At 66.7% G+C, this 24,520-nt stretch carries 19 protein-coding genes and 2 tRNA genes; 8 read left to right on the top strand and 13 right to left on the bottom strand.

Translation table 11 applies throughout. The annotated features are described in order from the left end of the window. Positions 1-65: 65 nt before the first annotated feature. Positions 66-470, top strand: coding sequence for a DUF4282 domain-containing protein (locus CSW62_RS19600; protein WP_199170646.1), 405 nt, complete (start codon positions 66-68; stop codon positions 468-470). Positions 471-476: 6 nt separating this feature from the next. On the opposite strand, the gene CSW62_RS19595 is transcribed toward CSW62_RS19600, so the two are convergent. The 3 genes from CSW62_RS19595 to CSW62_RS19585 form a co-directional block, all read right to left on the bottom strand. Next, positions 477-926 carry a MarR family winged helix-turn-helix transcriptional regulator gene (locus CSW62_RS19595; protein WP_099580712.1) on the bottom strand — a complete coding sequence of 150 codons (450 nt, stop codon included), beginning with the start codon at positions 924-926 and terminating at the stop codon, positions 477-479. Positions 927-937: 11 nt separating this feature from the next. Next, on the bottom strand, positions 938-1,354 hold the full coding sequence (locus CSW62_RS19590; protein WP_099580710.1) for an organic hydroperoxide resistance protein: 417 nt from the start codon (positions 1,352-1,354) through the stop codon (positions 938-940). Between the two features lie 221 nt (positions 1,355-1,575). Next, positions 1,576-2,277 (bottom strand): DnaJ domain-containing protein, encoded by a 702-nt coding sequence (locus tag CSW62_RS19585; protein WP_099582376.1) that lies wholly within the window; start codon positions 2,275-2,277, stop codon positions 1,576-1,578. Between the two features lie 117 nt (positions 2,278-2,394). On the opposite strand from CSW62_RS19585, the gene pdxH reads away from it, so the two are divergent. Then, positions 2,395-3,063 carry a pyridoxamine 5'-phosphate oxidase gene (gene pdxH / locus CSW62_RS19580; RefSeq protein ID WP_099580708.1) on the top strand — a complete coding sequence of 223 codons (669 nt, stop codon included), beginning with the start codon at positions 2,395-2,397 and terminating at the stop codon, positions 3,061-3,063. A gap of 18 nt (positions 3,064-3,081) precedes the next feature. Here pdxH and CSW62_RS19575 read toward each other — a convergent pair whose 3' ends face one another. Then, positions 3,082-3,702 carry a TetR/AcrR family transcriptional regulator gene (locus CSW62_RS19575; RefSeq protein ID WP_099580706.1) on the bottom strand — a complete coding sequence of 207 codons (621 nt, stop codon included), beginning with the start codon at positions 3,700-3,702 and terminating at the stop codon, positions 3,082-3,084. A gap of 144 nt (positions 3,703-3,846) precedes the next feature. Here CSW62_RS19575 and CSW62_RS19570 point away from each other — a divergent pair, with 144 nt between their 5' ends. Beyond that, a complete protein-coding gene (locus CSW62_RS19570; RefSeq protein ID WP_099580704.1) occupies positions 3,847-5,346 on the top strand; it encodes a bifunctional aminoglycoside phosphotransferase/ATP-binding protein in 1,500 nt (499 codons plus the stop codon). 4 nt (positions 5,347-5,350) lie between these two features. Here CSW62_RS19570 and CSW62_RS19565 read toward each other — a convergent pair whose 3' ends face one another. Beyond that, positions 5,351-7,108, bottom strand: a complete 1,758-nt coding sequence (locus CSW62_RS19565; protein ID WP_099580702.1) for an ATP-binding protein — start codon at positions 7,106-7,108, stop codon at positions 5,351-5,353. A 232-nt stretch (positions 7,109-7,340) separates the two neighbouring features. Here CSW62_RS19565 and CSW62_RS19560 point away from each other — a divergent pair, with 232 nt between their 5' ends. After that, positions 7,341-10,325, top strand: a complete 2,985-nt coding sequence (locus CSW62_RS19560) for a long-chain-fatty-acid--CoA ligase (protein ID WP_099580700.1) — start codon at positions 7,341-7,343, stop codon at positions 10,323-10,325. Positions 10,326-10,337: 12 nt separating this feature from the next. On the opposite strand, the gene CSW62_RS19555 is transcribed toward CSW62_RS19560, so the two are convergent. After that, positions 10,338-11,231, bottom strand: a complete 894-nt coding sequence (locus CSW62_RS19555) for an MBL fold metallo-hydrolase (protein WP_099580698.1) — start codon at positions 11,229-11,231, stop codon at positions 10,338-10,340. A 79-nt stretch (positions 11,232-11,310) separates the two neighbouring features. Here CSW62_RS19555 and CSW62_RS26210 point away from each other — a divergent pair, with 79 nt between their 5' ends. Continuing rightward, positions 11,311-11,457, top strand: coding sequence for a hypothetical protein (locus CSW62_RS26210; protein WP_143324428.1), 147 nt, complete (start codon positions 11,311-11,313; stop codon positions 11,455-11,457). A 5-nt stretch (positions 11,458-11,462) separates the two neighbouring features. On the opposite strand, the gene CSW62_RS19550 is transcribed toward CSW62_RS26210, so the two are convergent. Continuing rightward, positions 11,463-11,870: a TIGR01244 family sulfur transferase gene (locus CSW62_RS19550; RefSeq protein ID WP_099580695.1), complete on the bottom strand. Its 408-nt coding sequence runs from the start codon at positions 11,868-11,870 to the stop codon at positions 11,463-11,465. 649 nt (positions 11,871-12,519) lie between these two features. Between CSW62_RS19550 and CSW62_RS19545 the strand changes: the two genes are divergently transcribed. Then, a complete protein-coding gene (locus tag CSW62_RS19545) occupies positions 12,520-15,504 on the top strand; it encodes a carboxypeptidase regulatory-like domain-containing protein (protein ID WP_233206732.1) in 2,985 nt (994 codons plus the stop codon). Between the two features lie 439 nt (positions 15,505-15,943). On the opposite strand, the gene CSW62_RS26205 is transcribed toward CSW62_RS19545, so the two are convergent. The 3 genes from CSW62_RS26205 to CSW62_RS19535 all read right to left on the bottom strand — a co-directional run bounded on the left by CSW62_RS26205 (position 15,944) and on the right by CSW62_RS19535 (position 18,656). Then, positions 15,944-16,210 carry a hypothetical protein gene (locus CSW62_RS26205; RefSeq protein ID WP_143324427.1) on the bottom strand — a complete coding sequence of 89 codons (267 nt, stop codon included), beginning with the start codon at positions 16,208-16,210 and terminating at the stop codon, positions 15,944-15,946. Between the two features lie 410 nt (positions 16,211-16,620). Continuing rightward, on the bottom strand, positions 16,621-18,405 hold the full coding sequence (gene sppA / locus CSW62_RS19540; RefSeq protein WP_099580691.1) for a signal peptide peptidase SppA: 1,785 nt from the start codon (positions 18,403-18,405) through the stop codon (positions 16,621-16,623). A gap of 174 nt (positions 18,406-18,579) precedes the next feature. After that, a tRNA-Pro gene (locus tag CSW62_RS19535) sits at positions 18,580-18,656 on the bottom strand. Between the two features lie 165 nt (positions 18,657-18,821). Between CSW62_RS19535 and CSW62_RS19530 the strand changes: the two genes are divergently transcribed. Together CSW62_RS19530 and CSW62_RS19525 are read left to right on the top strand one after the other, a co-directional pair. Then, positions 18,822-18,895, top strand: a tRNA-Gln gene (locus tag CSW62_RS19530). Positions 18,896-19,379: 484 nt separating this feature from the next. Then, positions 19,380-19,808: a MucR family transcriptional regulator gene (locus CSW62_RS19525; protein WP_099582375.1), complete on the top strand. Its 429-nt coding sequence runs from the start codon at positions 19,380-19,382 to the stop codon at positions 19,806-19,808. An 88-nt stretch (positions 19,809-19,896) separates the two neighbouring features. Here the strand turns inward: CSW62_RS19525 and CSW62_RS19520 are convergent, their stop codons facing one another. From CSW62_RS19520 to CSW62_RS19510, 3 genes are all read right to left on the bottom strand, one after another. Next, a complete protein-coding gene (locus CSW62_RS19520; protein ID WP_099582374.1) occupies positions 19,897-21,705 on the bottom strand; it encodes an ATP-binding protein in 1,809 nt (602 codons plus the stop codon). Between the two features lie 72 nt (positions 21,706-21,777). Beyond that, positions 21,778-22,329, bottom strand: a complete 552-nt coding sequence (locus CSW62_RS19515; RefSeq protein ID WP_099580689.1) for a GNAT family N-acetyltransferase — start codon at positions 22,327-22,329, stop codon at positions 21,778-21,780. Beyond that, positions 22,326-24,515 (bottom strand): S9 family peptidase, encoded by a 2,190-nt coding sequence (locus CSW62_RS19510; protein WP_099580687.1) that lies wholly within the window; start codon positions 24,513-24,515, stop codon positions 22,326-22,328. Before CSW62_RS19510 ends, CSW62_RS19515 begins: the two co-directional genes overlap by 4 nt. Positions 24,516-24,520: the final 5 nt, after the last annotated feature.

Below are 24,520 nucleotides of genomic sequence, written 5' to 3'. Positions count from 1 at the left end.
CCGGCATTGCCGAGCGGGCTTCGCACTGCTAGCGATGCAGGCTTATCGGGGCGTTTCTCGCCGATTTGGGGTTCCGTATGCCTCCGGCCAATAAGACTAAGCGTGGGTCGAATTCACTGCTCTGGGATCTTCTGACGTTCGATCGTCTGGTGACCGGGCCGGTGATTCACTTCATCTATTGGGCGGGCCTCGGAGTCGTGGCCCTGTTCGGCTTCTCGGTCGTCGGCGCCGCCGTCGGCCTGGCGCTGAAGGAGCCTGGCGTCGGCTCGCTGCTGCTGGCCTTCCCGGTGCTGATCGCCGGCCTGCTGGTCGCGGGGGCGCTAGTGCTGCTTTGGCGCGCCTTCTGCGAGTTCTACGTCGCCATCTTCCGGATCAGCGAGGACCTGCGGGCCCTGCGCCAGACCAGCGACGCCGACCACGCCGCCATTCGCGCCCGCCAGGCGGCGCAGCCGCCGCGTACGCAGGTCTAGAGACCTCTACTTCGCCACCGTCTTGAGACGATCGCGCAGCGCGCCCATGGTGTCCAGCGGCATGTCGAGGGCGCAGAACAGCTTCTCCGGGATGGAGACCGCCTGATCGCGCAGCGCTCGGCCCTTGTCGGTCAGCGCCACGATGACCCGCCGCTCGTCCTCCGGATCGCGGGTGCGCGCGACAAGGCCGCCCGCTTCCAGGCGCTTGAGCAGGGGGGTCAGGGTGCTGGAATCGAGGTCCAGGGCGTCGCCCAGAGTGCCGACGGTCCGGGGACTGGCCTCCCACAGCACCAGCATCGCCAGATACTGCGGATAGGTCAGTCCCAGGGCGTCCAGCATGGGCCGGTAGAGCCGCGTCATCCGGTTGGCCGCGCCGTAGAGGGCGAAGCACAGCTGGTTGTCGAGGCGCAGGACCTCGATCGGAGCATCGGACGGCGCGGGCTTCTGCTGGGTCATGAGACGATCGCTTAGGCGGCCTTCACGGTGATGGCCACATCGACATTGCCACGGGTGGCGTTCGAATAGGGGCAGACTTGGTGGGCGGTCGCAACCAGCGCCTCGGCGTCGGCTTGGCTCAGGCCCTGGGTTTCGACGTCCAGCGCGACTTCCAGCTTGAAGCCGACCTCTTGCGTGGCCAGGCCGACCTGGCCGGTCACCGTCGAGCCGGTCAGCGCGATCTTCTGGGTGCGGGCGACGTGGGCCATGGCGCTCTGGAAGCACGCGGCGTAGCCGGCGGCGAACAGCTGCTCGGGGTTCGTGCCGGTTTCCTTGCCGCCCAGGGCCTTGGGCATCGACAGCTGAACGTCCAGCAGGCCGTCTTCGCTGCGAGCGTGGCCGTCACGGCCGCCGACGACAGTGGCGCGGGTGGTGTAGAGCGTGGTCATGGGAGCCTCCTTGGCTTGGTGTAATGTGAGCGATTTAATCGTGCGCGATATAATTTCAAGGGGTTCGTGCTAAAAAAGATCGTGCGCGATTTAATTGAGCTTGCGTAACCCCCTCAGTCGGCTTCGCCGACAGCTCCCCCATAAAGGGGAAGCAGGATCCGAGGTTCTCCTCCCCCTTTATGGGGGAGGTGGCCCGAAGGGCCGGAGGGGGCTGCGCGGCCCTAGGCCGCCCAGGCCGCCGCGAAGCGCTTCAGCAGCGAGCGCGCCGGACTCTCCGCGCCAGCTTCGGCCGCTTCGAGGCGCAGGAACAGGTCCCCGGCCTTGTGGGCCGCGCGGGCGGGCAGGCCCTGGCCGGGCAGGCGGACCAGACCGCGGGCGGCGGCCTTGGTCGAGATCCAGGCCGGGCGCGGCCCCAATGGCGTTTCAGCGTCGACTCGGCCGCCCTCGGCCAGCACACGCGGATCAACCTTGCCGGTCAGCCAGATGTCGTCGCCGCGCACCAGGGCGCCGTCCTGGGCGCGCAGGCGGACCTCGAACAACACGCCCTCGACCCGGACCCTGTCGCCTTCGCGCAGGCCGGCGGGCAGCTTCAGCCGCAGGCGGCGGCCGTCGATGGCCAGCTCCTCGGCGCCGCCGCTGACGGCGGTGGCGATGTCGATCTCCAGGAATACGCGGTCGGCGATCGGGATCGGCTGAGCGACCGCCGGCGGGAAGTTGTGCTGAACGACCGGCGTATCCTGCAGCAGGCGGTAGGCTGCCAGCACGTCGCGGAACAGGGCCGCGTCGCCGGTCGGACGGTCGGGATGGGCCCGCTTGGCGGCCTCGCGATAGGCCATGCGCAGCTCGCGCTCGTCCGCGTTCGGAGCGACGCCCAGCAGGGCGCGGGCAGCCGAAAGCGTCAGGGCGGGCGTACGGGTCGTCATGGTCCGACCCTGGCGCCGGATGGTCAACGGCGGGTTAAGTTAAGACTTTAGGGCAAGGTCCCCAAAGGGTTCGCCCTGATGTGGCCCTCGACCGCGCCAGGCTCTATATCGAAGGGCATGAGCGCTGACCCGACCCTGATCCCCGCCTCGCCCAGCGAGGACGACTATGTCCGCCAGGTGACCGAGGCGACGCCGCCGCCCCTGCTGTCGGAAGAGGATCCGTTCGCTCTGTTCGCCGAGTGGCTGGAGGAGGCGGGCAAGAAGGAGCCCAACGACCCCAACGCCATGACCGTCTCGACCGTCGACGCCGACGGCATGCCGGACTCGCGGATGGTGTTGCTGAAGGATGTCGATGCGCGCGGCTTCGTCTTCTACACCAACACCCAGAGCGCCAAGGGCGTGGAGCTGAACGCCCATCCCAAGGCGGCCCTGCTGTTCCACTGGAAGTCCCTGCGCCGTCAGGTGCGGATCCGCGGCGTTGTCGAGCCGGTCAGCGACGCCGAGGCGGACGCCTATTTCGCCAGCCGCGCCCGCCATAGCCAGCTGGGCGCCTGGGCCAGCGACCAGTCGCGTCCGCTCCCGGACCGCCTGGCGCTTGAAAAGCGCGTCGCCGAGATGGGCCTGAAGTTCGGCCTCTCCAAGGTTCCGCGCCCGCCGCACTGGTCAGGCTACCGCATCGTCCCGGTCACGATCGAGTTCTGGCGCGATCGTCCGTTCCGCCTTCACGAGCGGCTGGTGTTCGACCGCGCGGCCGGGGGCTGGACGACGAAGCGACTGTTTCCGTAGGCCAGCGCCCGCTCCGGCTCACCTTACCCCATAGCGCGCCAGGAACGTCTCGACCGCGTCGTCGGCGATGTCCTTGATCGGCCGCCGCGACAGCACTTCGTCGCCGGCCGTGATGCCCAGGACGAGGGTGACGTGGTCGAGCAGGCCCAGCAATTGGCCGGCGGCCCAGGAGGCCTTCTCGACCTTGATCTCGCCGGTCTTGGTCAGGTCGTTGATCACCGAGATCGCCGCGCCGCCCAGTTCGTCGCGGGCGCTCTGCAGGAAATATTCGGCGACATCCTCGAAGCGGCGGCGCTCGGCCGTGACCATCCGGAACATGGCCCGGGTGTCGGCGCGTGACAGGAAGGTCGCGTAGGCGATGGCCAGGGCGGCCAGGCGGGTCCGGGCGTCGCCTTTCACCCGCACAGCCTCGCGCACCGGCGCGCCGACGCTGCTGACCGTTTCCAGCACGATCGCCTTGAACAGGTCGGCCTTGCTGGGGAAATAGGCATAGAGCGTGGCGGTGGAGACTCCGGCGGCGCGGGCGACCACCTCCATGCCGGTGTCGGCATAGCCTTCCTTCAGGAAGAGAAATCGGGCGGAGGCGAGGATCTCCTCCCGCTTGTGTCCCGACCGCTTCAGACCCGCGCCGACAAGCATATGACACTCGCAACTGATGACTTCGATACAATCTAACCGCGAATATGAGGGTTCGGCAAGGCTTGCGCGAGAGGACGCGGACGCGGGTTTCGGCTATGCAGCCCCGGCGCCGGTTTTCGGGCGCGACGAGATGGGAAACTGGGCGTGATCAAGGACGCGGAAGCCGCGCGCGAACAGGAAGTGGCGGCCTGGTTTGGCGACCGAGCGGAAAGCACGATCGAGACCTCGTGCGCCCGGGTGTTCCTGATCGACGGCTCGGCCTTCAAGGTGAAGCGCCCGGTCGATTTCGGCTTTCTGGACTACTCGACCCTGGAGCTGCGGCGCTGGGCGCTGGAGCGCGAGCTGAGCTTCAACCGCGCCGCCGCGCCGGACATCTATCGCGAGGTCCGCCAGCTGAACCGCACCGCCGATGGCGGCCTGGAGATCGACGGCGAGGGCGAGATCGTCGAGTACCTGCTGGAGATGCGCCGCTTCGACCAGAACGGCGTGCTGGCCACTCAGCCCTGGGCGATCGACGACGCGCTCGAGGATTCGCTGGGCCGCACGGTGGCCCGCTTCCACGCCAGCGCGAGCCTGCGCCCGCAAGGCGGCGGCGTCTCGGCCCTGGGCTATACGATCCGCTCCAACGCCAACCTGCTGCGCGGCCTGTCCTCGCGGCTGGGCAAGCAGGCCGTCGAGCGCCTGGTGCATGAGACCGATATCGCCCTGGAGCGGCTGGGTCCGCTGCTGGACGGCCGCGCCGCGGAGGGCTTCGCCCGCCACTGCCATGGCGACCTGCACCTTGGGAACATCCTGATCGAGAACGGCCAGCCCATCCTGTTCGACTGCATCGAGTTCAACGACACTCTGTCGGACATCGATGTGCAGTACGACCTGGCCTTCCTGCTGATGGACCTGGACTTCCGCCGTCGCCGCGACGCCGCCGGCCGGGTGCTGAACGCCTATCTGGACGAGGCCGCCCGCACGTTCGGCGAGGGGCTGTGGACGGGCCTGGCCGCCCTGCCGCTGATGCTGTCCGTCCGCGCCGCCGTGCGCACCCACGTCTGGGCCTATACCGGCGACGACGAGGCCGCGCGGGCGTATCTGAACACCGCGATCGAGCACCTGGCGCCGCGTCCGGTCAGCCTGGTGGCGGCCGGCGGTTTGTCGGGTTCGGGCAAGTCGACCTTCTCGCGCGTCTGCGCGCCGGGCCTGGGCTCGGCTCCGGGCGCTGTGGTCCTGCGCACCGACGAGATCCGCAAGCGCCTGTGGGGTGTTCCCTCGCTGCAGCGCCTGCCGCGCGAGGCCTATACGCCGGAGATGAGCGCCAAGGTCTATGACCAGCTGTTCCACGACGCCGAGCTGTGCCTGAAGGCCCGCCGCTCGGTGGTGCTGGACGCGGTGTTCCTGAAACCCGAGGAGCGCGCCCGCGCCGAGGCCCTGGCCAAGACCTGCGACGTCGGCTTTCTGGGCGTCTGGCTGGAGGCGCCGCCCGAGGTTCTGCGCGCGCGCGTGGCGGCCCGCGTCAACGACGCCTCGGACGCCGACGTGGCGGTGCTGGAAAACCAGCTGACCCGCGAGACGGGTGAGATCACCTGGCGCAAGGTCGACACGGTCAACGCCTTCGAGGACGAGGCTCGGGCGCTGGCGGAGACGATGGGGTAGGGGATTACGCCGCCCGCAGTCCCTCTTTTGGCGGATCCGGGTTCACGGCCCTGACGATCGCCATGATCAGGTCCATCGGCTTGACCGGCTTGCCCAGGTGGTCGTCGAAGCCCATGCCCAGGAACCGTTCGCGGTCGCCGGCCATGGCCGACGCGGTCAGGGCGATGACGGGCAGGGCGGGATCGCCTGCCCGGCCTTGGCGGATCGCCTCCAGCGCGGTGATGCCGTCCATCACCGGCATGTTGATGTCCATCAGCACGCAGTCGTAGTGGCCCGAGGCCATGGCCTTCAGCGCCTCCTCGCCGTTTTCGACGATGGTCAGGGCCAAGCCGGTCGGCTCCAGCATGGCGCGTACGACCAATTGGTTGACGGCGTTGTCCTCGGCCATCAGCACATGGATCTGATCGAGGGTCTCGTCGTCTTCGGCTTCGAGCGCCGGCGGCGGTGCGGCCGCCTCGGCCTCCTCGGCGCGGATGCTGAGCACGAAGCAGGCTCCGACCGGGGCGGGACGCAGGTCCAGGTCGCCGCCCAGTTGGCGGGCCAGGGCGCGCGAGATCGTCAGGCCCAGGCCCGCGCCGCCATGGCTGCGCGAGATGGTCTCGTCGGCCTGGGTGAAGCTGTCGAACACTCGGTCTGCCGCGTCGGCCGGCACGCCCGGCCCGGTGTCGCTGACCGCGAAGCGCAGCATCCAGGCCTCGCCCGCGCGCTCGGCGCCGACGCTGACCCGGACATGGCCCTCGGTGGTGAACTTCACGGCGTTGGACACCAGATTGGTCAGGATCTGGCGGATGCGCAGGGGGTCGGCGAAGATCCAGGTCGGGACCTCGGCGCTGAAATCGGTGAACAGCGACAGGCTTTTGAACTCCGCCGCGTCGCGCCAGGTGTCGACCACCTCGGCGACGATGGCGCGGGGATCGACGGCTTCCGGGGCCAGCTCGACGCGGCCGGTTTCGATCCGCGACATGTCCAGCACGTCGTTGAGCAGCTGCATCAGGCTGTCGCCCGACCGAAGCATCAGGGCGACCTGCTCGCGCTGGGCGGGGTTGAGGTCCGAGCGTTCCAGCGCGTGGGCCATGCCCAGCAGGCCGTTCATAGGCGTGCGCAGTTCGTGGCTGGTGACGGCGATGAAGGTCGACTTGGCGCGGGCGGCCTCCAGGGCCCGCTCGCGCTCCTCGCGCAGGCCCCGGGTCAGCGCGTCCATGCGCTGGGCGGCGGCGCGGTTGCGCAGAGCGACGTTCAAGGTCACGCCGATCAGCAGCACCAGCGACCAGCGCGTCGCCTGGGTGGCCATGTCAGCGCCGGCCATGAAGAAGAACGGGAAGACGATCAGGCTGACCACGGGCATCAGCCCGCTGATGATCAGCAGGGCCAGCGGCTGGTGACGATACTGTTGGGCGAAGACCAGCTGGCCGCACCAGATGGCGACGGCGGCGATCTTCAGCCGGTCGGAGCCCTGCAGCCAGAGCAGGCTGGCCAGGGCGGCCCAGCTGCCGTTGACGGGGATCGCGGCCAGCATGAAGGCGGCGCGATCGCCACGCGACACCGGGCGGTCCCGGCCGAAGTTGCGGGTGGCCAGGGTGGCCAAGCCCTCGGCGAACAGAAAGCCAGCCAGCCAGGCGACCGCGGCGGTCGCGCCAAGGCCAAGACCGACGACCCCGGCCGCCAGACAACCGGAGATGAGACGCGAAACGCCGAGCCGCCGGATGTCGGCGCCGACCTCGTCCAGTCTCTCATCCGCCAGAGTGTCGGCCAGCCAGCGCACGCCATCGCCTCCTGTCGGCGAACCACATTCGCCTACGAAGAACTATCAAGTGATCGCAACCAAGAGTCTCTAAATGCGTCCTGCGGCCGATTGGCGCGGTGTTGTCGGGTATCCGATCAATCGCGACATCGGACGGTTCTCTTTTCGCCCTTGGGGCGCTGCGCGTTGCGTGTTGCGCCGCACACCGATAGCCTTGCGTGAACAACGATAAGCCGCCGGGAGTAACGTTCAGATGCAGGGTTTGATGCAGCACGGGGCCCTGACCCTGGACAAGATCATCGACCACGCCGCCCAGTGGCACGGCGGGCGCGAGGTGGTCAGCCGTTCGGTCGAGGGGCCGATCGTGCGCACGACCTATCGCGAGATCCGCGACCGCGCCAAGCGGGTGTCCAATGCGCTGCTGTCCCTGGGGATCAAGCCGGGCGACCGCGTCGGTACGCTGGCCTGGAACACCGGCCGCCACATGGAAGCCTGGTACGGCATCATGGGCATCGGGGCCGTCTGCCACACCCTGAACCCGCGCCTGTTCCCCGAGCAGATCGCCTGGATCGCCGACCACGCCGGCGACCGGCTGATCTTCACCGACCTGACCTTCCTGCCGATCATCGCCGCGATCCTGCCGCGTCTGCCGCATGTCGAGCACGTGGTGGTCTTCACCGACCGCGACCACATGCCGGGAGAGTTCCCGCTGGCGGGCGAGGCTCCGCGCTTCAAGGGCCTGCTCGCCTACGAGGACCTGATCGACCAGCATGGCGCCGAGTGCGCCTGGGGCGGCTTCGACGAGGGCACGGCGGCGGGCCTCTGCTACACCTCGGGCACGACGGGCGACCCCAAGGGGGTGATGTACTCGCACCGCTCGAACTTCCTGCACACCCTGATCACTCTGCAGCCGGACGTGATGGGCCTGTCGCAGAAGGACGTGATCCTGCCGGTGGTGCCGATGTTCCACGCCAACGCCTGGGGCGTGGCGTTCTCGGCCCCCGGCTCCGGCGCCAAGATCGTCATGCCGGGCCCCAAGATGGACGGCGCCTCGATCTTCGAACTGCTGGACACCGAGGGCGTGACCTTCTCTGCCGCGGTGCCAACCGTCTGGCAGATGCTGCTGCAGCACCTGGAAGCCACGGGCGCCGAGTTGCCGGTCCTGAAGAAGGTGGTGATCGGCGGGGCGGCCTGTCCCGAGACCATCATCCGCGCCTTCCAGGAGACCTATGACGTCGAGGTGGTCCATGCCTGGGGCATGACCGAAACCTCGCCGGTCGGGACCCTGTCGGTGCTGACCGACGAACTGGAAAAGCTGCCCTACGACCAGCAGATGCCGTATCGCCTGAAGCAGGGCCGGCCGCCTCTGGGCGTCGAGCTGCGCCTGACCGACGACGACGACAATCTGCTGCCGCATGACGGCCAGGCCTTCGGTCACCTGAAGATCCGCGGCCCGATCATCGCCGCCGAGTACTTCCGTGGCGCCGGCGGCAAGATCCTCGACCAGGACGGCTTCTTCGACACGGGCGACATCGCCACGATCGACGAGCATGGCTTCATGCAGATCACCGACCGCGCCAAGGACGTCGTCAAGTCCGGCGGCGAATGGATCAGCACCATCGAGATCGAGAACATCGCCGTCGGCCATCCCAAGGCCGCCCTGGCCGCGGTGGTTGGCATGCCGCATCCCAAGTGGGACGAGCGGCCCGTGCTGCTGGTCAAGCTGAAGGCGGGCGAGACGGCGACGAAGGTCGAGTTCATCGACTTCCTCCAGGGCAAGATCGCCAAGTGGTGGATGCCGGACGACGTGATCTTCGTCGACGACATCCCGCTGGGCGCGACCGGAAAGATCGACAAGAAGCTGATCCGCAAGCGCCTTGCCGACGAAGGCTACAGCCTGCCGGAGGCGCCGGTTCAGCCGACGCCCGCGCCGCCGCCGCCGCCACCCGAGCCCGAGCCTGTTGCGACCCAGACCTTGGCCGCCGCCGATGGCGGCCACGGGGCCGTCATCTACGCGCCCGAACCGGTCGAGGAGGTCGAGGCCGACACGGTCCTGTCTGCGCCTGAGCCGGAAATCGCGCCTGAGTCGGAGCTCGTCGCCGCGCCTCCGCCGGAGCCTGAAATCCAGCAGGTCTCGGCCACCGACGCGATCATCGCCGAGGCCACCGCCATCGCCGCCGCCGCGGCGCCGCCCGAGAAGCTTCCCGAACCCGAGGCCGAAGCCACCGCCGTCGCCGAGGTCGCGACGCCGGAGCCCGAGCCTGTCCAGATCAAGGCCGAACCCGAACCGCCGCTGCGCCTGCGCGAGCCGGATCCGGCCGAGCCGTCCAAGCCGACGCCCGTCCTGGCCGACGCCGGCGAGGCCCTGCCGTTCGCCATGCCGATCACGCCGGGCAAGCGCGGCAAGGGCAAGGCGGCCGCCAAGGCCAAGAGCGAGGCGGCGGGCAAGGCTTCGGGCAAGCCGCCCCGCTGGGCGTCGCTCTATCTGGACCTGGCCCTGCTGATCGCCCTGGCCCCGGCCATCCTGGCTGGCGGCGGCGCGCTGGGCGTCAAGCTGGGCATGATCCCCTTGCCGCTGGGCTACACGGCCATGACCCTGGACTGGGCGCCGCGGCTGGCTTTCATCAGCGTCGCCACCGGACTGATCGGCCTGATCATCGCGCTGAGCGCCGGCTTCGGCCGGCTGTGGAAGGGCGCGGTGCTGGCCCTGGCGATCACGGCTGCCACCTTCGGCGTGATGGTCGCGGCCAAGGCGCTGGGCGGCCAGTCGCCGCCGATCCACGACGTGGCCACCGACTGGAAGACGCCGCTGGGCTTTTCGGACGCGGCCATGGCCGCCCGGGGCGGCTCGGCGGAGATCGTGGTCGACGACCCCAGCCTGCCCGTGGGCTCGGCCGCCTATGCCGGCCGCCGCCTGGCCGAGATCAACGCCGAGACCTGTCCGGCGGCCCGACCGCTGGTCAGCGAACGCGCGCCCGGCGACGTCTACGAGTCGATCAAGGCCGCCGTCCTGGCCTCGGGCATGACCCTGGTCACTGACGATCCGATGGACGGCCGCCTGGAGGCCAACGGCAGCAGCTTCTGGTACGGCCTGACCGATGACCTGGTGGTCCGGGTGCGTCCGGACGCCCGGGGCTCGCGCCTCGACATGCGCTCGATCGGCCGCGACGCCGGGCCGGATCAGGGCCGAAACTGCGCGCGGATCGGGACGCTGATGACGGCGGTGCGGGGGCAGTAAGGCTAGACCGCCTCAGGCCAGCCGGTACTCCGCGTCCAACCCGGGCTCGCCTGGCGTCACGACCCGCCCCTCGCGCACCAGCTGGATCATGTGGGCGAACACCGAGTGCGCCGCTGCGGGGTGCAGGCGCGGATCCACCGCAGCATAGAGGCTGGGCACCATCGCCTTGATGGTGGTGAGGCCCGCGCCCAGCGCCTCCAGGATCTGCGCCGCGCGCGCGCGGCGGTGGGCGACATAGGCGTCGATGAACGGCGTGACCTCGCGCACCGGCGCGCCGTGCGTGGGCCACAGGACGTCGAAGTTCCGCGCCCGCACCTTGGCCAGACTGGCGAAGTAGTCGCCCATGTCGCCGTCGGGCGGTGTGATCACCGTGGTCGACCAGCCCATGATGTGGTCGCCGCAGAAGAGGGCGTTTTCTTCCTTCAGCGCGAAGCAGATGTGGTTGGAGGTGTGGCCAGGGGTCATCACCGCCTCCAGCGTCCAGCCGGGGCCGCTGATCACGTCGCCGTCGGTCAGCGTCACGTCGGGTCGGAAGCGGTCGTCGGCGCCTTCCTCCAGCCCCGGGGACGCCGCCTCGCCGTGATCGGCCGGCGCGGGCAGGCCGTGGACCTTGGCGCCGAACGCCTGGGCCAGCGGATGGGCGAGGGGGGAGTGGTCCAGGTGGTGATGGGTGACCAGGACGTGGGTCACCCGATCGCCGGCCAGGGCGGCCTTCAGGGCGTCGAAGTGCTCCGCCAGGTCCGGACCCGGGTCGATCACCGCCACCTCGCCTCGGCCGACGATGTAGACACCGGTGCCGGTATAGGTGAACGGCCCCGGATTGCGGGCGATCACCCGCCGGATCAGGGGCGAGACCTGATCACAGCGGCCATATTCGAAGTCCAGCTCGCGAACGAAGGGGATCATCGGAGCGCTCCTGTTCGACGCAGGCCGGGCGGCGCCGGTCTTGCGTTTTAAGCTTCCAGTAACCCTGGAAGGATCGGCCATGACGGCGGACGCGGCGATTTTTGTCTCAAAACGGCTCCAGCGCGCGGCCTTCGCCATCCTGTGTATCATCGTGGCGCAGTTCGCGCTGGCCAGCTGCCAGCCCGAACCGACGCCTATGGCGGCTCGCGAGTCGGCCGCTTTCTAATCCCCTCAGCCGGGCAGCACGCCCGAGAGGTCGTAGCCCGCTTCACGGCCCTGGCTCACCAGGGTCTCACGATCCTCGCCCGCCAGCGCCTGGCCGATCGACCAGGTGACGATCGAGCGCGTGCCCGAGCGGCAGAAGGCCAGCACCGGTCCGCCGGCGCTTTCCGTGGCCGCACGAACGGCGTCCACCTGCTCCTGGGTCGGGCCGCCCCGCACCGGTACGTGCAGATAGTCCATCCCCGCGGCGCGGGCGGCGGCCTCGATCGTCGCGCTCGACGGCTGGCTGGGGTCCTCGCCGTCGGGACGATTGTTGATCACCAGAACGAATCCCTGCGCCGCGGCGAGGGCCATGTCGGCCTCGAAGACCTGCGGACTGACCGAAAGGGAGTCGGTGACGCGTCGAAATTCACTCATCGGTTCTTGGAGCTCACATCGCGCGGCGTGCTCCGCCGCATCGGCATCTTCACGGGCGACAGGCGCCTAGGCAATGGTCAGTGCTGTTCGTCTCGGTGCGCGCCAAGGCGGCATTTGTGAAGAGTTTGTGTCGCCATTAGCGCCTTAGTCAAAAGAGATTTGTGTCAAATCACGCCGTTACGGGCATGATTTTGTGTCTGTCAATTCTGGCCGGTAATTTTCTCGCTTGATTTTCTTCGAAACAATAGCGGCCTGAACGGCGTTCCTCGAGGTCGGAATAGCCCCATTAAAACAAAAGCATGACCAAGATTTTGCGCGAGCTTCTGAACCTTCAGTATTCCAAGTGAGCAACGGTCTCCGGAAAAGCGGCGGCCCTGTGGCGATTTTGCGACAGGCATCGGCGATGTGAATTACAAATTTGCAATGACAATTGACCCTCGGCGTCGCGCCCCCCTAACGTCGGTCCAACCGGAGAAATGTTTTCCGGGACACTAGTGATCTCGTGGCGCCGTTCGGCGGTTTTCCGCTCCAGGTCGGGCAAAGTTTCTAGAGGGGTTCTGTCCGACTTGCCGCTCGCGCCACGCTCAGAGGGGATTTGAAGAGCATGGAATTCAACAAAGGTAGCGCACGCGCGCGCCTCGCGAAGGGCGTGAGCCGCGCCGCGCTCGGCATTGCGCTGAGCGTTTGCGTCACCGGGGTCGCCCTGGCGCAAGCGTCGTCGGGCGCCCTGCGCGTCACGGTTACCGGCCCGAACGGCCAGCCCCTCGCGGGCGCCACGGTTCTGGTCAAGTCGCCGGACAGCATCCAGCCGCGCACGGGTGTGACCGACGCCGAAGGTAAGGTTCGCGTCAGCGGCCTCGACCCCGCGACCAACTACACCGTTACCGTGACCTCGTCGGGCTATAACGACTTCAGCACCAGCAACGTCGCTGTCGTTTCGGGCCAAGACCGCTCGGTCGGCTACGCCCTGGCCACCCAAGGCAACACGATCGAAGAAGTCGTCATCACCGGCCGTTCGCTGGCCGCCGTCGACGTGACCTCGGCCACCGTCGCCACCACCCTGACGCTGCAGACGGTGGAATCGCTCCCCACCGGCCGTAACTATCAGAGCTACCTGCAGCTGGTTCCGGGCGTGAAGCCCTCGTCGGGCGGCAACCCGTCGTCGCGTTCGGGCGTCAACTATTCGGACGTCGGCGGCGCCATCGGCTCCTCGACCGACAACGTCTACTACATCGACGGCGTGAACGTGACCGACCCGCTGACGGGTACGTTCGGTTCGAACTTCAACTCGGAAATCATCCAGGAACAGCAAGTCATCGTCGGCGGCGTGCCGGCTGAATATGACGGCGGTTCGGGCCTGATCTCGCGCGTCGTCACCAAGTCGGGCTCGAACGAGTGGCACGGCTCGGTCAACTACTACCTGCAGAACGACAGCCTGGTCGCCAAGGACAAGCACTCGACCTCGGGTGGCTTCAAGACCTACGACACGGCGTTCACCCTCGGCGGTCCGATCATCAAGGACAAGCTCTGGGTCTTCGGTTCGTACCAGAAGAAGCACCGTTCGGACGAAGTGCTGAACGCGACCACGGGTGCGGTTCAGCGTACCGTCACCAGAGACGACAAGTACGCCTTCTTCAAGGCGACCTGGCAGATCACCGACAACGACCGTCTGACCGGTACGTTCTTCAACGACCCGACAAAGATCAGCGGTTCGCGCACGGCGACCACGTTGAACAATCGCGACACGGCCCAGAACGCAGGCGGCGACAACTACAAGCTCGACTACACCCACACGTGGAACGATCTGTCGATCAACGCCTACTACTACAACCACAAGGCCGAGCTGACGACGCTGGCTGCCGACCAGACGCTCCGCGACACCCTGTCGTTCAAGACGGCGGGTTCGACCAACGCCCAGCGCAACCTCGGCGGCTTCGGCAGCAACAGCGAAACGCACCGCGACTCTGAAGAATATGGCGTGAAGCTCGAGTACTACCTCGACACCGGCTTCGGCAGCCACACCTTCAAGGGCGGCTACTCGACCTCGAAGCACATCTACAAGAGCAACTCGACCGTTCCGGGCGGCGCGACCTACAACTCGATCGCTCTGATCGACTCGGGCGCCACGTTCCAGGACTACACGACCGGTCCGGGCTGGACGGCGCGCCTGCTCGCCTCCGGCGACGTTCCGCGCATCATCGCCGCCATGACGGCCAGCCCGAACGCCGCGCAATTCCGCGCCGCGCTCGATACCGACGCCAACGGCGTGATCTCCGCCGCCGAAGTGAACGCCCTGCGCTTCAACTCGACGGCCGGCAACCCCACCGGCAACGTCAATACCTACCGCGCGGTTCGTTCGGTCAACGCGCCCTACGCCATCAAGAGCGAAGGTGAAACCGTCTATCTGCAAGACACCTGGACCCTGAACCAACTGACGGTCGCCGCCGGCGTTCGCGCCGAAAAGTGGAGCCACTTCAGCTCGGCTGGCGACAAGCTGTTCACGTTCGACTGGAAGCTGGCTCCGCGCATCAACGTCGTCTACGACGTGACCGGCAACGGCCGCAGCAAGGTCTATGCGTTCTTCGGTCGCTACTATGACCCGATCCGTTCTGACATGGCCAACTTCGCCGGCAACCTGAACGGCCCGGTCACCGAAGAGCAGCTGTACGTGGCCAACCAATGGTTGACCTTCCGCACCCGCGGCGGCGCGGTGACGCCGGACTCGGTGTTCGGTCCGGCCACCAAGACCCCGTACACCGACGAATACATGATCGGTGGCTCGACCACCTTCGGTTCGTCGATCAACGTCTCGACCTCGCTGACGCGCCGCGTCACCAAGAACATCTTCGAAGACTACGATCTGGCGATCTACTCGGATCCGACCTGTACGGTCGCGACCTGCGGCGCGGCGCCGAACAGCTCGGCTTCGCCGGGCACCCCGTTCTACCTGCCGTACTCGTACTTCGGTTTCTCGTCGAAGCCGAACGCGAACTACGTCCTCGGCACCCTGGCCGGCGGCAAGCGTGAGTACACGGGCTTCGAACTGACGGTCACGAAGTTCAAGACCACCAACTGGTTCGGCCAGATGTCCTACACCCGTAACTGGGCGGAGGGTAACACCAACTCGGACGGTAACGCCGACTTCCAAGGCGACCTGATCGCCGTGGATCCGCGCGCGCCGAACATGTGGGGCCCGCAAGCGGGCAACATCAAGCACCAGTTCAAGGCCTATGGCGCTTACGACACCCCGTTCGGCCTGCAGGTCTCGGGTGTGTTCAACTGGAACAGCGGTTCGCTCTTCACGCCGGCCGTTCCGGTCAGCGGCCGTTACTTCGCTCCGATGGCGCTGTCCTGGTACGGCGGCGTGCAGGACACCTTCGTCCTGCCGGGCGGCGTCGGCAGCGGCAAGAACCCCTCGTACTATACCTTCGACATGCGTCTGAAGTACGAGCACTCGGTTCCGGGTCTGGGCGGCAAGGTCGAGTTCTTCCTCGACGCGTTCAACATCCTGAACAAGCAGTCGGCCAACAGCGTCCAGAAGCTGGTGAACGGCGACGGCACGTATAACTACGGTGTCGCCAACGGCTGGGTCGAACCCCGCCGCTTCTACCTCGGTGCCCGCTACTCGTTCTAACCGAACGTAGCCAAGTCGATCCAAGGCGAGCGCCGGTGCGAAAGCACCGGCGCTTTTCTTTTGCGCCTAGCCGTGGGGGAGACGGAAGCTTTGCTCCGCGCCGGCCATGGCCAGGGTCGCGCGACGCGCTTCGGGGGTGACAAGGCGCAAGGGTTAGGGACCTCTTCGACCCTTCCAGACCTAGTTGGCGCACGGTGAGCAGCCAGGCGCCCAAGGCCTGATGTCGCCGGCGCCGATTCCTGGACCCGAAGCCTCTTAGGCGACGTCCACCCTAACCGGTGGGGCTTTTTGATTTGAGCGCCAGCCTAGCGGAAGAAGCCAAGACAGAACTAACTTCCGCTCGCCGGCTCGTCATTGTCCTAGGGGGGCGGGTCATCAGCCGAGGCCGCCTGATATGGTGGAGGCCCGCCGCCACTGACGACGGGCCTACCGGACGAATTCAGGTGCAAACACCCACGATATCGTCATCGTAATCCGAAGTCTCGTCTCCGACTTGCCGGACGCTTCCGTCGCAGTAGTAGCGAATATAGCCCACTTGAAATCTGTGTGGCGTCGGATCGTACGGGACATTCGGGCCGCTATTGTCAACATAATACGTGCTGTAGAAGGTCACCTGCCGGTAGAAATTAATCCTCGCTGTCGAGACTGTGGGGATCGCGGAAAGTGCCAGAGCAGCTACCAGCGAGGCTGTAACGAAGCGCTTCATGCATAATCTCCTGAACGGGCGAAACTGCCAGCAACAACTGCACCATAGATTGAGCAGATGCACAAACGCGAGTTGATGACTCGCTGTGAGTAACTTGAGGTGGCAATTTAGCCTCCACCTTGCTCGGACGTTTCAAAGGGCACTATGCGCTAGCGGCCGCCGTTGGCGCGCCTCCAGGAACGCCATTTTCGTTGGAGGCGCATCGCGCGCTCGGACCGCGTTTTGCTGGTGGGCTGATACGCTAGAGGTCGATCTGCTCGGACATCTCCACCGCGTCATCCACCTTGATGCCAAGGTGTCGGACCCATGTCGCCGCACTGTAAGAGCGGGCGTATATAGAGGGCCACGAAAAAGCCCCGACGCTGGCGGCGTCGGGGCTCTCGTCGTCTTTGACGGATGTGTCGGTCGCCTTAGCGGATCGGCGTATCCGCCAGCACCGAGGCGCCGCCCGGAGCGGCCCGCAGGCGGGCCTTGGCCATCTCGTCCAGGATCGCCTGGGAGCGCGGATCGCCCAACACCCAGGCGGCGGCCGCCAGGGTCTTGGCCGAGGTCTCGGAGACGCCCAGGAAGCGCTCGAAGGCCTCGAACGGCGACTTGCCGCCATCCATGCGCTTGAGGCGCACATCGTCCTTCAGCTTGGCCAGGGCCTTGGCCTTGTCAACCGCGTCGTAGAAGCCGCCCAGTTCGTCGACCAGGCCCAGTTGCTTGGCCTGTTCGCCGGTCCAGACGCGGCCCTTGGCGATCTCGCGAACGCGCTCGGGCGGCAGGTGACGACCCTCGGCCACGCGGGCGACGAAGCCGGCATAGATCCGGTCCATCCAGCCCGAGAACTTGGCGCGCTGGTCGGGCGTGAAGCCGTCGCCCTGACCGAAGGCCTCCGAGTAGCTGCCGCCGACATGCAGGGGCTTGGTGTCGACGCCGAAGCGGGCCAGGGCGTCGCCGACGGCGAACTTGCCGCCATAGACGCCGATCGAGCCGGTCAGGGTCGAGGGCTGGGCGACGATGGAATTGGCTTGGCTGGAGATCCAGTAGCCGCCCGAGGCCGCATAGGTCCCCATGCTGACCACCACCGGCTTGCCGGCCGCCTTGGCGGCCCTCACCGACGACAGGATCTGCTCCGAGGCCGTATCCGAGCCGCCGGGCGAGGAAACGCGGAAGACGATCGCCTTGACGTCCTTGTCGTCGATCGCCGTCTTGAAGGCCTGGGCCACGTTGTCGGAGTAGACATTGCTGTCGCCGCTGAACGGCGAGCCGCCGCCATCCGCGCCGGTGACGATGGCGCCCTCGGCGCCGATCACGGCGATGGCCGGACCCGTCTTGACGGTCGGTGGCTTGGAGCGGGCGGCGTAGTCATCGAAGTCGACCAGCTTTGCCCCTTTTCCGGCCTTGTCGAGGGCGAAGGCCTGGATGTCGCTGACCTGGCCCACCTTGTCGATCAGACCGTTGCCTTGGGCTTCCTGAGCGCTGTAAGGCCCCGCCTCGAGGGTCTTGGTCAGGGCGGCCGGATCGCGCTTGCGGTCGATGGCCGCGCTGGCCATGGCCGTGCGATAGACCGAGCCCATCCACGACAGCGTCGATTCCCGGTGGGCCGGCGTGTAGTCGCTGTAGAGATACGGGTTCACGGCGTTCTTGTACTCGTAACGCTGCTCGTACTCGGCCTTGACGCCGTACTTGTCGAAGAAGCGCTTGAAGAACATCGACTCCGACGAGACGCCGACCGCCTGGAAGCTCGAGTCGGGCTGCATCCAGAACTCGCTGGAGGCCGCGCCGAGCATGTAGGTCGAGGTGACCATGCCGGACGGATATAGCCCCTGGCTGTGGGCGTAGATCGGCTTCTTGCCGGTCTCGCGGAAATGCTTGAACGCCAGGCGCAGTTCGTCGGCCGCGGCCGGGGCCATGCCGCCCTCGGGCAGCCGCACCAGCACGGCCTTGACCTTGTCGTCCTTCTCGGCCCGCCGCAGCGTCTCGATGATCGACATCACCGAATCCCCGCCGCCGCCGAACGCTGCGAAGGGGTTCTGGGGCGCCTGGTCCGACAGGCCGCCGCGCAGGTCCAGCTGTAGCACGGTGTGGGCGGGAACGGGGGCGGGCCGCGCCGCGCCGGCGGCCATCACGATGAGCAGGAACGGTATGCCGACCACGAATAGCAGGAGACCGACGAAGACGCCGGCGACGGTCAGGAAGAACTGCTTCATCGGAGGTCCTGTGAGCGAAACCAGCGACAAGCTAACCGCTGTTCGGGTTGCGACCAAATGAACAGCGCGCAACGCGAGGGGGTTCCAGCGAGTCGCAAGTCGGGCGCCGCTTTCGCGGCGCCTAAACTTATGAATTTTGGGCTATTTTCCCGCCTCTGGTTGGCGGGGAGCAAATGGTCGGAGTGGCAGGATTTGAACCTGCGACCCCTGCGTCCCGAACGCAGTGCTCTACCAGACTGAGCCACACTCCGACTTGGAGGCCGGCCTTATAGGTGGCGGTTTCGGAGGGCGCAAGCGCCTTTTTCGAGGTTCGTGTGACAGCCCGAAAAAAGTTCTGAAATGGGATGTTGCATCCATCCGAGTCGTGAGCTATTTCCACCGCCTCGCCGAGCCCTGAGGGGTTTCGCCGTTCCTGCTGGGGAATGGTGTAATGGTAACACTGCGGTTTTTGGTACCGTCATTCTAGGTTCGAGTCCTAGTTCCCCAGCCACTTCCTTCCATGACTAGCAGGACTGATTTTCAGTCCTTGGATACGTCTCCTAGCCTGGGATAGGCGCGGCGAGCGTTTCCTCGCACGCGTGGCCGTCTTGCGGGATTTTGCGATCCGATGATTGTCGAGCAGGACATGCGAGGCGCTCTCGCCATCACAGCGCTCCGGGGTCGAAAGCGGCGCTGTTTCGAGCCTCGGGCACGCAGCATGTCCCCGTATTGACCCCGGCGACGCCAGAACTCTTTCAGGTCCAGTTCGCAGTTGCGAGATAGAAGGTTCGCTCGCTGGGGTTTAGCGCATCGAACCGATGCCTGATAACAGCGTTGTCATCGATATAGTTGGCGAAAATTGGCGTTGCTGAACGAGCTCAATGACAGTCAATTGTTACAGTAATTCACGAATTCGCTCACAAATCGCCGGCAAACTACTTGTGTTTCTCAGGCGACGGTGTAATTGCGGATAAAAGGGGAATGGAGTTGTGATCGTGGAAGATAAAGCTACCTTAATCGAACTCACCGCCGAAATCGTGGCCAACTATGTGGCCAATAACGTTACGCCGGTTTCCGAACTTCCTGCGTTGATCCGTGCCACGCACGACGCTCTGGCCGGTATTGGCGCGCCGCCGGCGCCCACGGTCGAGGCCGTGACCAAGGCGACTCCGGCTCAAATCCGTAAGAGCATCACGCCGGAGGCGCTGATCAGCTTCGAAGACGGCAAGCCCTACAAGACGCTGAAGCGCCACCTGACCACCCACGGCATGACCGTGGCCGAGTACAAGGCCAAGTGGGGCCTGCCGAACGACTACCCGACCACGGCCCCGGCCTACAGCGAAGCCCGTTCGGCCATGGCCAAGGCCCTCGGCCTGGGGCAGGGCGGCCGCAAGGGCAAGGTTACGCGTTCGCGCAAGGGCTGACCGCTCAACAGCCTAGATAAGACGAAGGGGACGCTGGCGGGCGTCCCCTTTTTCGTTTCGCCCTCTCCCGCAAGGGAAGACGGAAAGTCTAGGCGACGCCGCGCGCTTCGGCTTCGTCCGCCTCTTCCACGGCCAGCACCCGGGCCAAGGCCTCGACCAGGCGGGGAATCTCGACGGGCTTGGGCACAAGGGCGTCCATGCCGGCGTCGGCATAGAGCGTGCGCTCGTGGGTCAGCACGCTGGCGGTGACGGCGATGATCGGCGTGCGGGGGCGGCCGGTGCGTCGCTCGCCCGCGCGGATGGCCTGGCTGGCCTCCACCCCGTCCATGACCGGCATATGCACGTCCATCAGGATGGCGTCCCAGCGGTCCCTCTCCCACATCGCGACGGCGTCGCGGCCATCCACGGCGAAGTTGCCGTCGACGCCCAGGTGGCCCAGCAGGGTCAGGAGCACGGCGCGATTGGTCTGGTTGTCGTCGACGACCAGGATTCGCGGCGCGCGACGGTCAAGCTCGGGCGTGGCGATGTCCAGGGATTGAGCGGGCGGGGCGACGGGCTCGGCCTTGGCCATCGGCAGGACGATCGTGAAACAGGAGCCGCCCTCCGCGGGCGCCGAGAAGGTGATCGCGCCGCCCATCAGCTCGATCAGGGTCTTGCAGATCGCCAGACCCAGGCCCGAGCCGCCGGCCTGGCGGGTGCTGGAGCTGTCCAGCTGGGCGAACTTGGTGAACAGGCGTTCGCGCTGGTCCTCGGGGATTCCGACACCGGTGTCGATCACGCGCGCGGTGAGCGTCGCGGCATCGCCCTCGACGATCACCCGCACCGCGCCGGCCTCTGTGAACTTCACGGCGTTGGAGATCAGGTTCGACAGCACCTGGCGCAGGCGCTCGGCGTCGCCCAGTCGCCAGCCGCCAGCCTCGGGCGAGACTTCGAGGCTGAACGCCAGGTCCTTGTCGCGCGCCAGGCCGCCATAGAGCTGGCGCAGCCCGTTGAGCTGGGCGCAAAGGTCGAACGGGGCGGGCAGGATCTCCATCTTGCCGGCCTCGATCTTGGAGATGTCGAGGATGGCGTTGATCACGCCCAGCAGCGACTGGCCCGAGGCCGTGATGGTCTCCAGGCGCTGGCGCTGGTCGGTTGCGAGGTCGCCGGCGCTCATGATCTGGGCCATGCCCAGCACCCCGTTCAACGGGGTGCGGATCTCATGGCTCATGGTGGCCAGGAACTCGGTCTTGGCGCGGTTGGCGGTCTCGGCGGCGAGGGCCAGGTCCTGGGCCTCGGTCTTCAGGCGGCGGTTCTCGGTCAGCTCGCGCTGCAGCTCGGCGTTCAGGGCCTCGCTGGCCAGGCGCGCGCGCACTTCGCGGCCGACGACGCCGCGCATCAGGGCCGACATGCCGGCCGCCGCGAAGGCGCCGGCGAGGCCGACAAAGAGAAACTGGTCGGCGCTCTCCGGGGCAACATTGCAGGTCATCCACAGCAGCCCGGTGATCGCTGCCGTGGCGCTGATCAGCGCCACGCGCCGGCTGGGCGCGGAGGTCGCGAAGACCAGGGCCATCAGCACGAAATAGACCAGCTTCTGCGCCTCGAAGTGCAGGGTCTGGTAGGCTACGGTGTTGATCAGGAACAGGGCGTTCATACCCAGGGCGAGCGCCTCCAGCGGCAAGCCCAGGGTCCGGCCCCGGCGCAAGAGGGCCCAGGCGGAGATCGCGTAGAGACCGGCGGCGACCGACAGGCCTTCAAGGACGACGAACGCCAGACCCTGCTCGTAGAAGGGGTGGGATAGACAGATCAGCGCATAGTAGATCGATGTCGCGAGCAGGTAGCCGCTCACGATCGGCACATAGGCCTGCATCAGAGCGACCTTCTCCGGCCGCGTTTGCTTAGTTTTCGAAGCGGCCAAGAACCAGTCCTCGAGCATCCCAGGACGGGACTCTAGACGAACACTGGTTAAGCCTTGTTTCGAACGCCGGTATCAGACGCCGCTGAGGATCAATCCTGGCGCATCGGGCGGTGCGTCGCCTCCGCCGTTGAGAGAGCGCTGCATCCAGACCAAGTCGACCCAGCGGTCGAACTTGTAGCCCATGTCCGGGAAAATGCCCCTCTTTTCAAAGCCGAGCGCCGTGTGCAGGCCGATGGAGGCGGCGTTTCCGCTGTCGCCGATCACTGCGCACATTTGCCGCAGCCCCAAAGCTTCACAATGGGAAATCAGGGCCTCCAGCAAGGCTCGGCCGACGCCCATGCCGACCGCCTTGGGCGAGACATAAACGCTGTCCTCAACCGTATAGCGATAGGCCGCGCGCAGCCGGAACGGGCCGGCGTAGCAGTAGCCCACGACCTCGCCGTTCAGCTCGGCGACCAGATAGGGCAGGCCGCGATCGAGGAAGGCCTGCCGACGGCGGCCCATCTCGGCCTCGTCCGGCGGGATCTCCTCGAAAGTGCCCAGGCCGTTCAGGACGTTCCAGGCATAGATGCCAGTAATCGCCGACAGGTCGGCGTCGGTCGAAGGACGGATCAGCACGCTCACGCCTTGGTCCAGCCCTTCTCGACCGCCCAGACGGCGAAGGCGTAGTCGAGCGCGATCTCCTTGAGGAAGTCAAAGCGCCCCGAGGCCCCGCCGTGGCCGGCGTCCATGTTGATCTTCAGCAGCACCGGAGCGCCGCTGGTGGTGTGGTCACGAAGCTTGGCGGCCCATTTTTCGGGCTCCCAGTAGGTGACGCGCGGGTCCGACAGGCCGCCGGTGGCCAGCACGGCCGGATAGGGCTTGGCCGAGACGTTGTCGTAAGGCGAATAGCTGGCGATATAGTCGTAGGCTTCCTTGTCCTCCAGCGGATTGCCCCATTCGGGCCATTCCGGCGGGGTCAGGGGCAGGGACGTGTCGCTCATGGTGTTGACCACGTCGACGAACGGCACGGCGGCGATGATCCCGGCGAACAGGTCCGGGCGCATATTGGTGATGGCGCCCATCAGCAGGCCGCCGGCCGAGCCGCCATAGGCGACCGTGTTCGAAGGCGCGCCATAGCCGGCCGCGTGCAGATGCTCGGCGCAGGCGATGAAGTCGGTGAAGGTGTTCTTCTTCTTGAACTTCTTGCCGCCCAGGAACCAGCCCCAGCCCTTTTCCGAGCCACCGCGCGGGCAGGCCGTGGCCCAGATCCAGCCGCGGTCCACAAGGCTCAGGTTCCGGATCGAGAAGCTGGGCTCCATGGCGATGCCATAGCTGCCGTAGCCGTACAGCAGCAGCGGGGCCGAGCCGTCCAGCTTGGTCCCCTTCTTCATCAGGATGAACACCGGCACGTCGGTTCCGTCGCTGGCCTTGGCGTTCAGGCGGCGGGTCTCGTACTGGGCCGGGTCATGGCCCGATGGGATTTCCTGCGTCTTGCGCAGGGTGCGCTGGCGCGAGGCCATGTCGTAGTCGAACCACTGCCGGGGCGTGGTCATCGAGTTGTAGACGAAGCGCAGGCTGGCGGTGTCGTACTCGTAGCCGCCTTCCAGGCTCAGCGCGTAGGCCGCCTCGTCGAAGCCGATGGTGTGCTCATCGCCATTCGAGGCGGTGACCACCACCTGGTTCAGGGCGTCGACCTTTTCCAGCCGCACGAACCAGGCCTTGAAGGCCATGGTCCCCGAGATCAGGCGGCCCGGCTGGTGGGCGATCCAGTCCTTCCAGTTCGCCTTGCCGGTGGCGTTCTCCGGCGCGGTGACCAGCTTCCAGTCGACCGCGCCGTCGGCGTTGGTGCGGATCACCCAGTGGTCGTTCCAGTGCTCAACCTCATAGCGGACGCCGACCTCGCGCGGGTGGAAGACGACCGGCGTCGCGGTGGGCGTCGCGGCGGGGATCAGCAGGTTCTCGCTGGTCTCCTGGTTGCCGCACGAGATGACGACATATTTGTCGGAACTGGTGACGCCGACGCCGATGAAGAAGCCCTCGTCGGGTTCGTCATAGATCAGCACGTCGTCCTGAGCCGTCCCCTTGGCGGGGCGGCGGTAGATCTTGGCCGGACGGCCGTTGTCGTCCCGGAACGTCCAGTACAGCCACTGGCTGTCGGGCGAGAAGCAGAAGTCGCCGGTGGTGCTCTCGACGGGACTTTCCAGCACCTCGCCGGTCGCCAGGTCCTTCACATGGACGCGATAGACCTCCGAACCCTGCTCGTCGACGGCGAAGGCGTAGAGCTTGTGGTCCGGCGAATGGCTGGCCGCGCCGACCTGGTAGAAGGCCTTGCCCTTCGACTCGGTCTCCTCATCCAGCAGGATCTCTTCAGCGCCGCCGCCGACCGGCTTGCGGGCGTGGATCGGATGCTGGGCGCCCTTCTCGAAGCGGGTGTAGTACTCGAACGGGCCATCCTTGGCGGGGACGCTGGCGTCGTCCTCCTTGATGCGGCCCTTCATCTCCTCGAACATCGCCGCCTGCAGCGCCTCGGTCGAGGCGAGCATGGCCTTGGCGTAGGCGTTCTCCTCGGTCAGGTGCGCCTTGACGTCGGCCTTGATCAGGGCCGGGTCGCGCAGGACCTTCTGCCAGTTGTCGTCCTTCATCCAGGCATAGTCGTCGACGCGGGTGCGACCCAGCTGCTCGATCGTCTTGGGGATCTTGCGCGCGACCGGCGGGACAGGGCGGGCGGTGTCTGAGGACATGGCGGATCCGAAAGCTATTCCAGGGAGGACTGTGGGGGATGACGTAAGCGTCGCGGCCGCGCTCGTCATCATCTGTCGCCGGTTCATGGCCA

The sequence above is a fragment of the Caulobacter sp. FWC2 genome (assembly GCF_002742625.1).
GTDB lineage: Bacteria > Pseudomonadota > Alphaproteobacteria > Caulobacterales > Caulobacteraceae > Caulobacter.
Note: the sequence above shows the minus strand (reverse complement) of the source record. Positions and strands in the feature narration are given on the sequence as shown.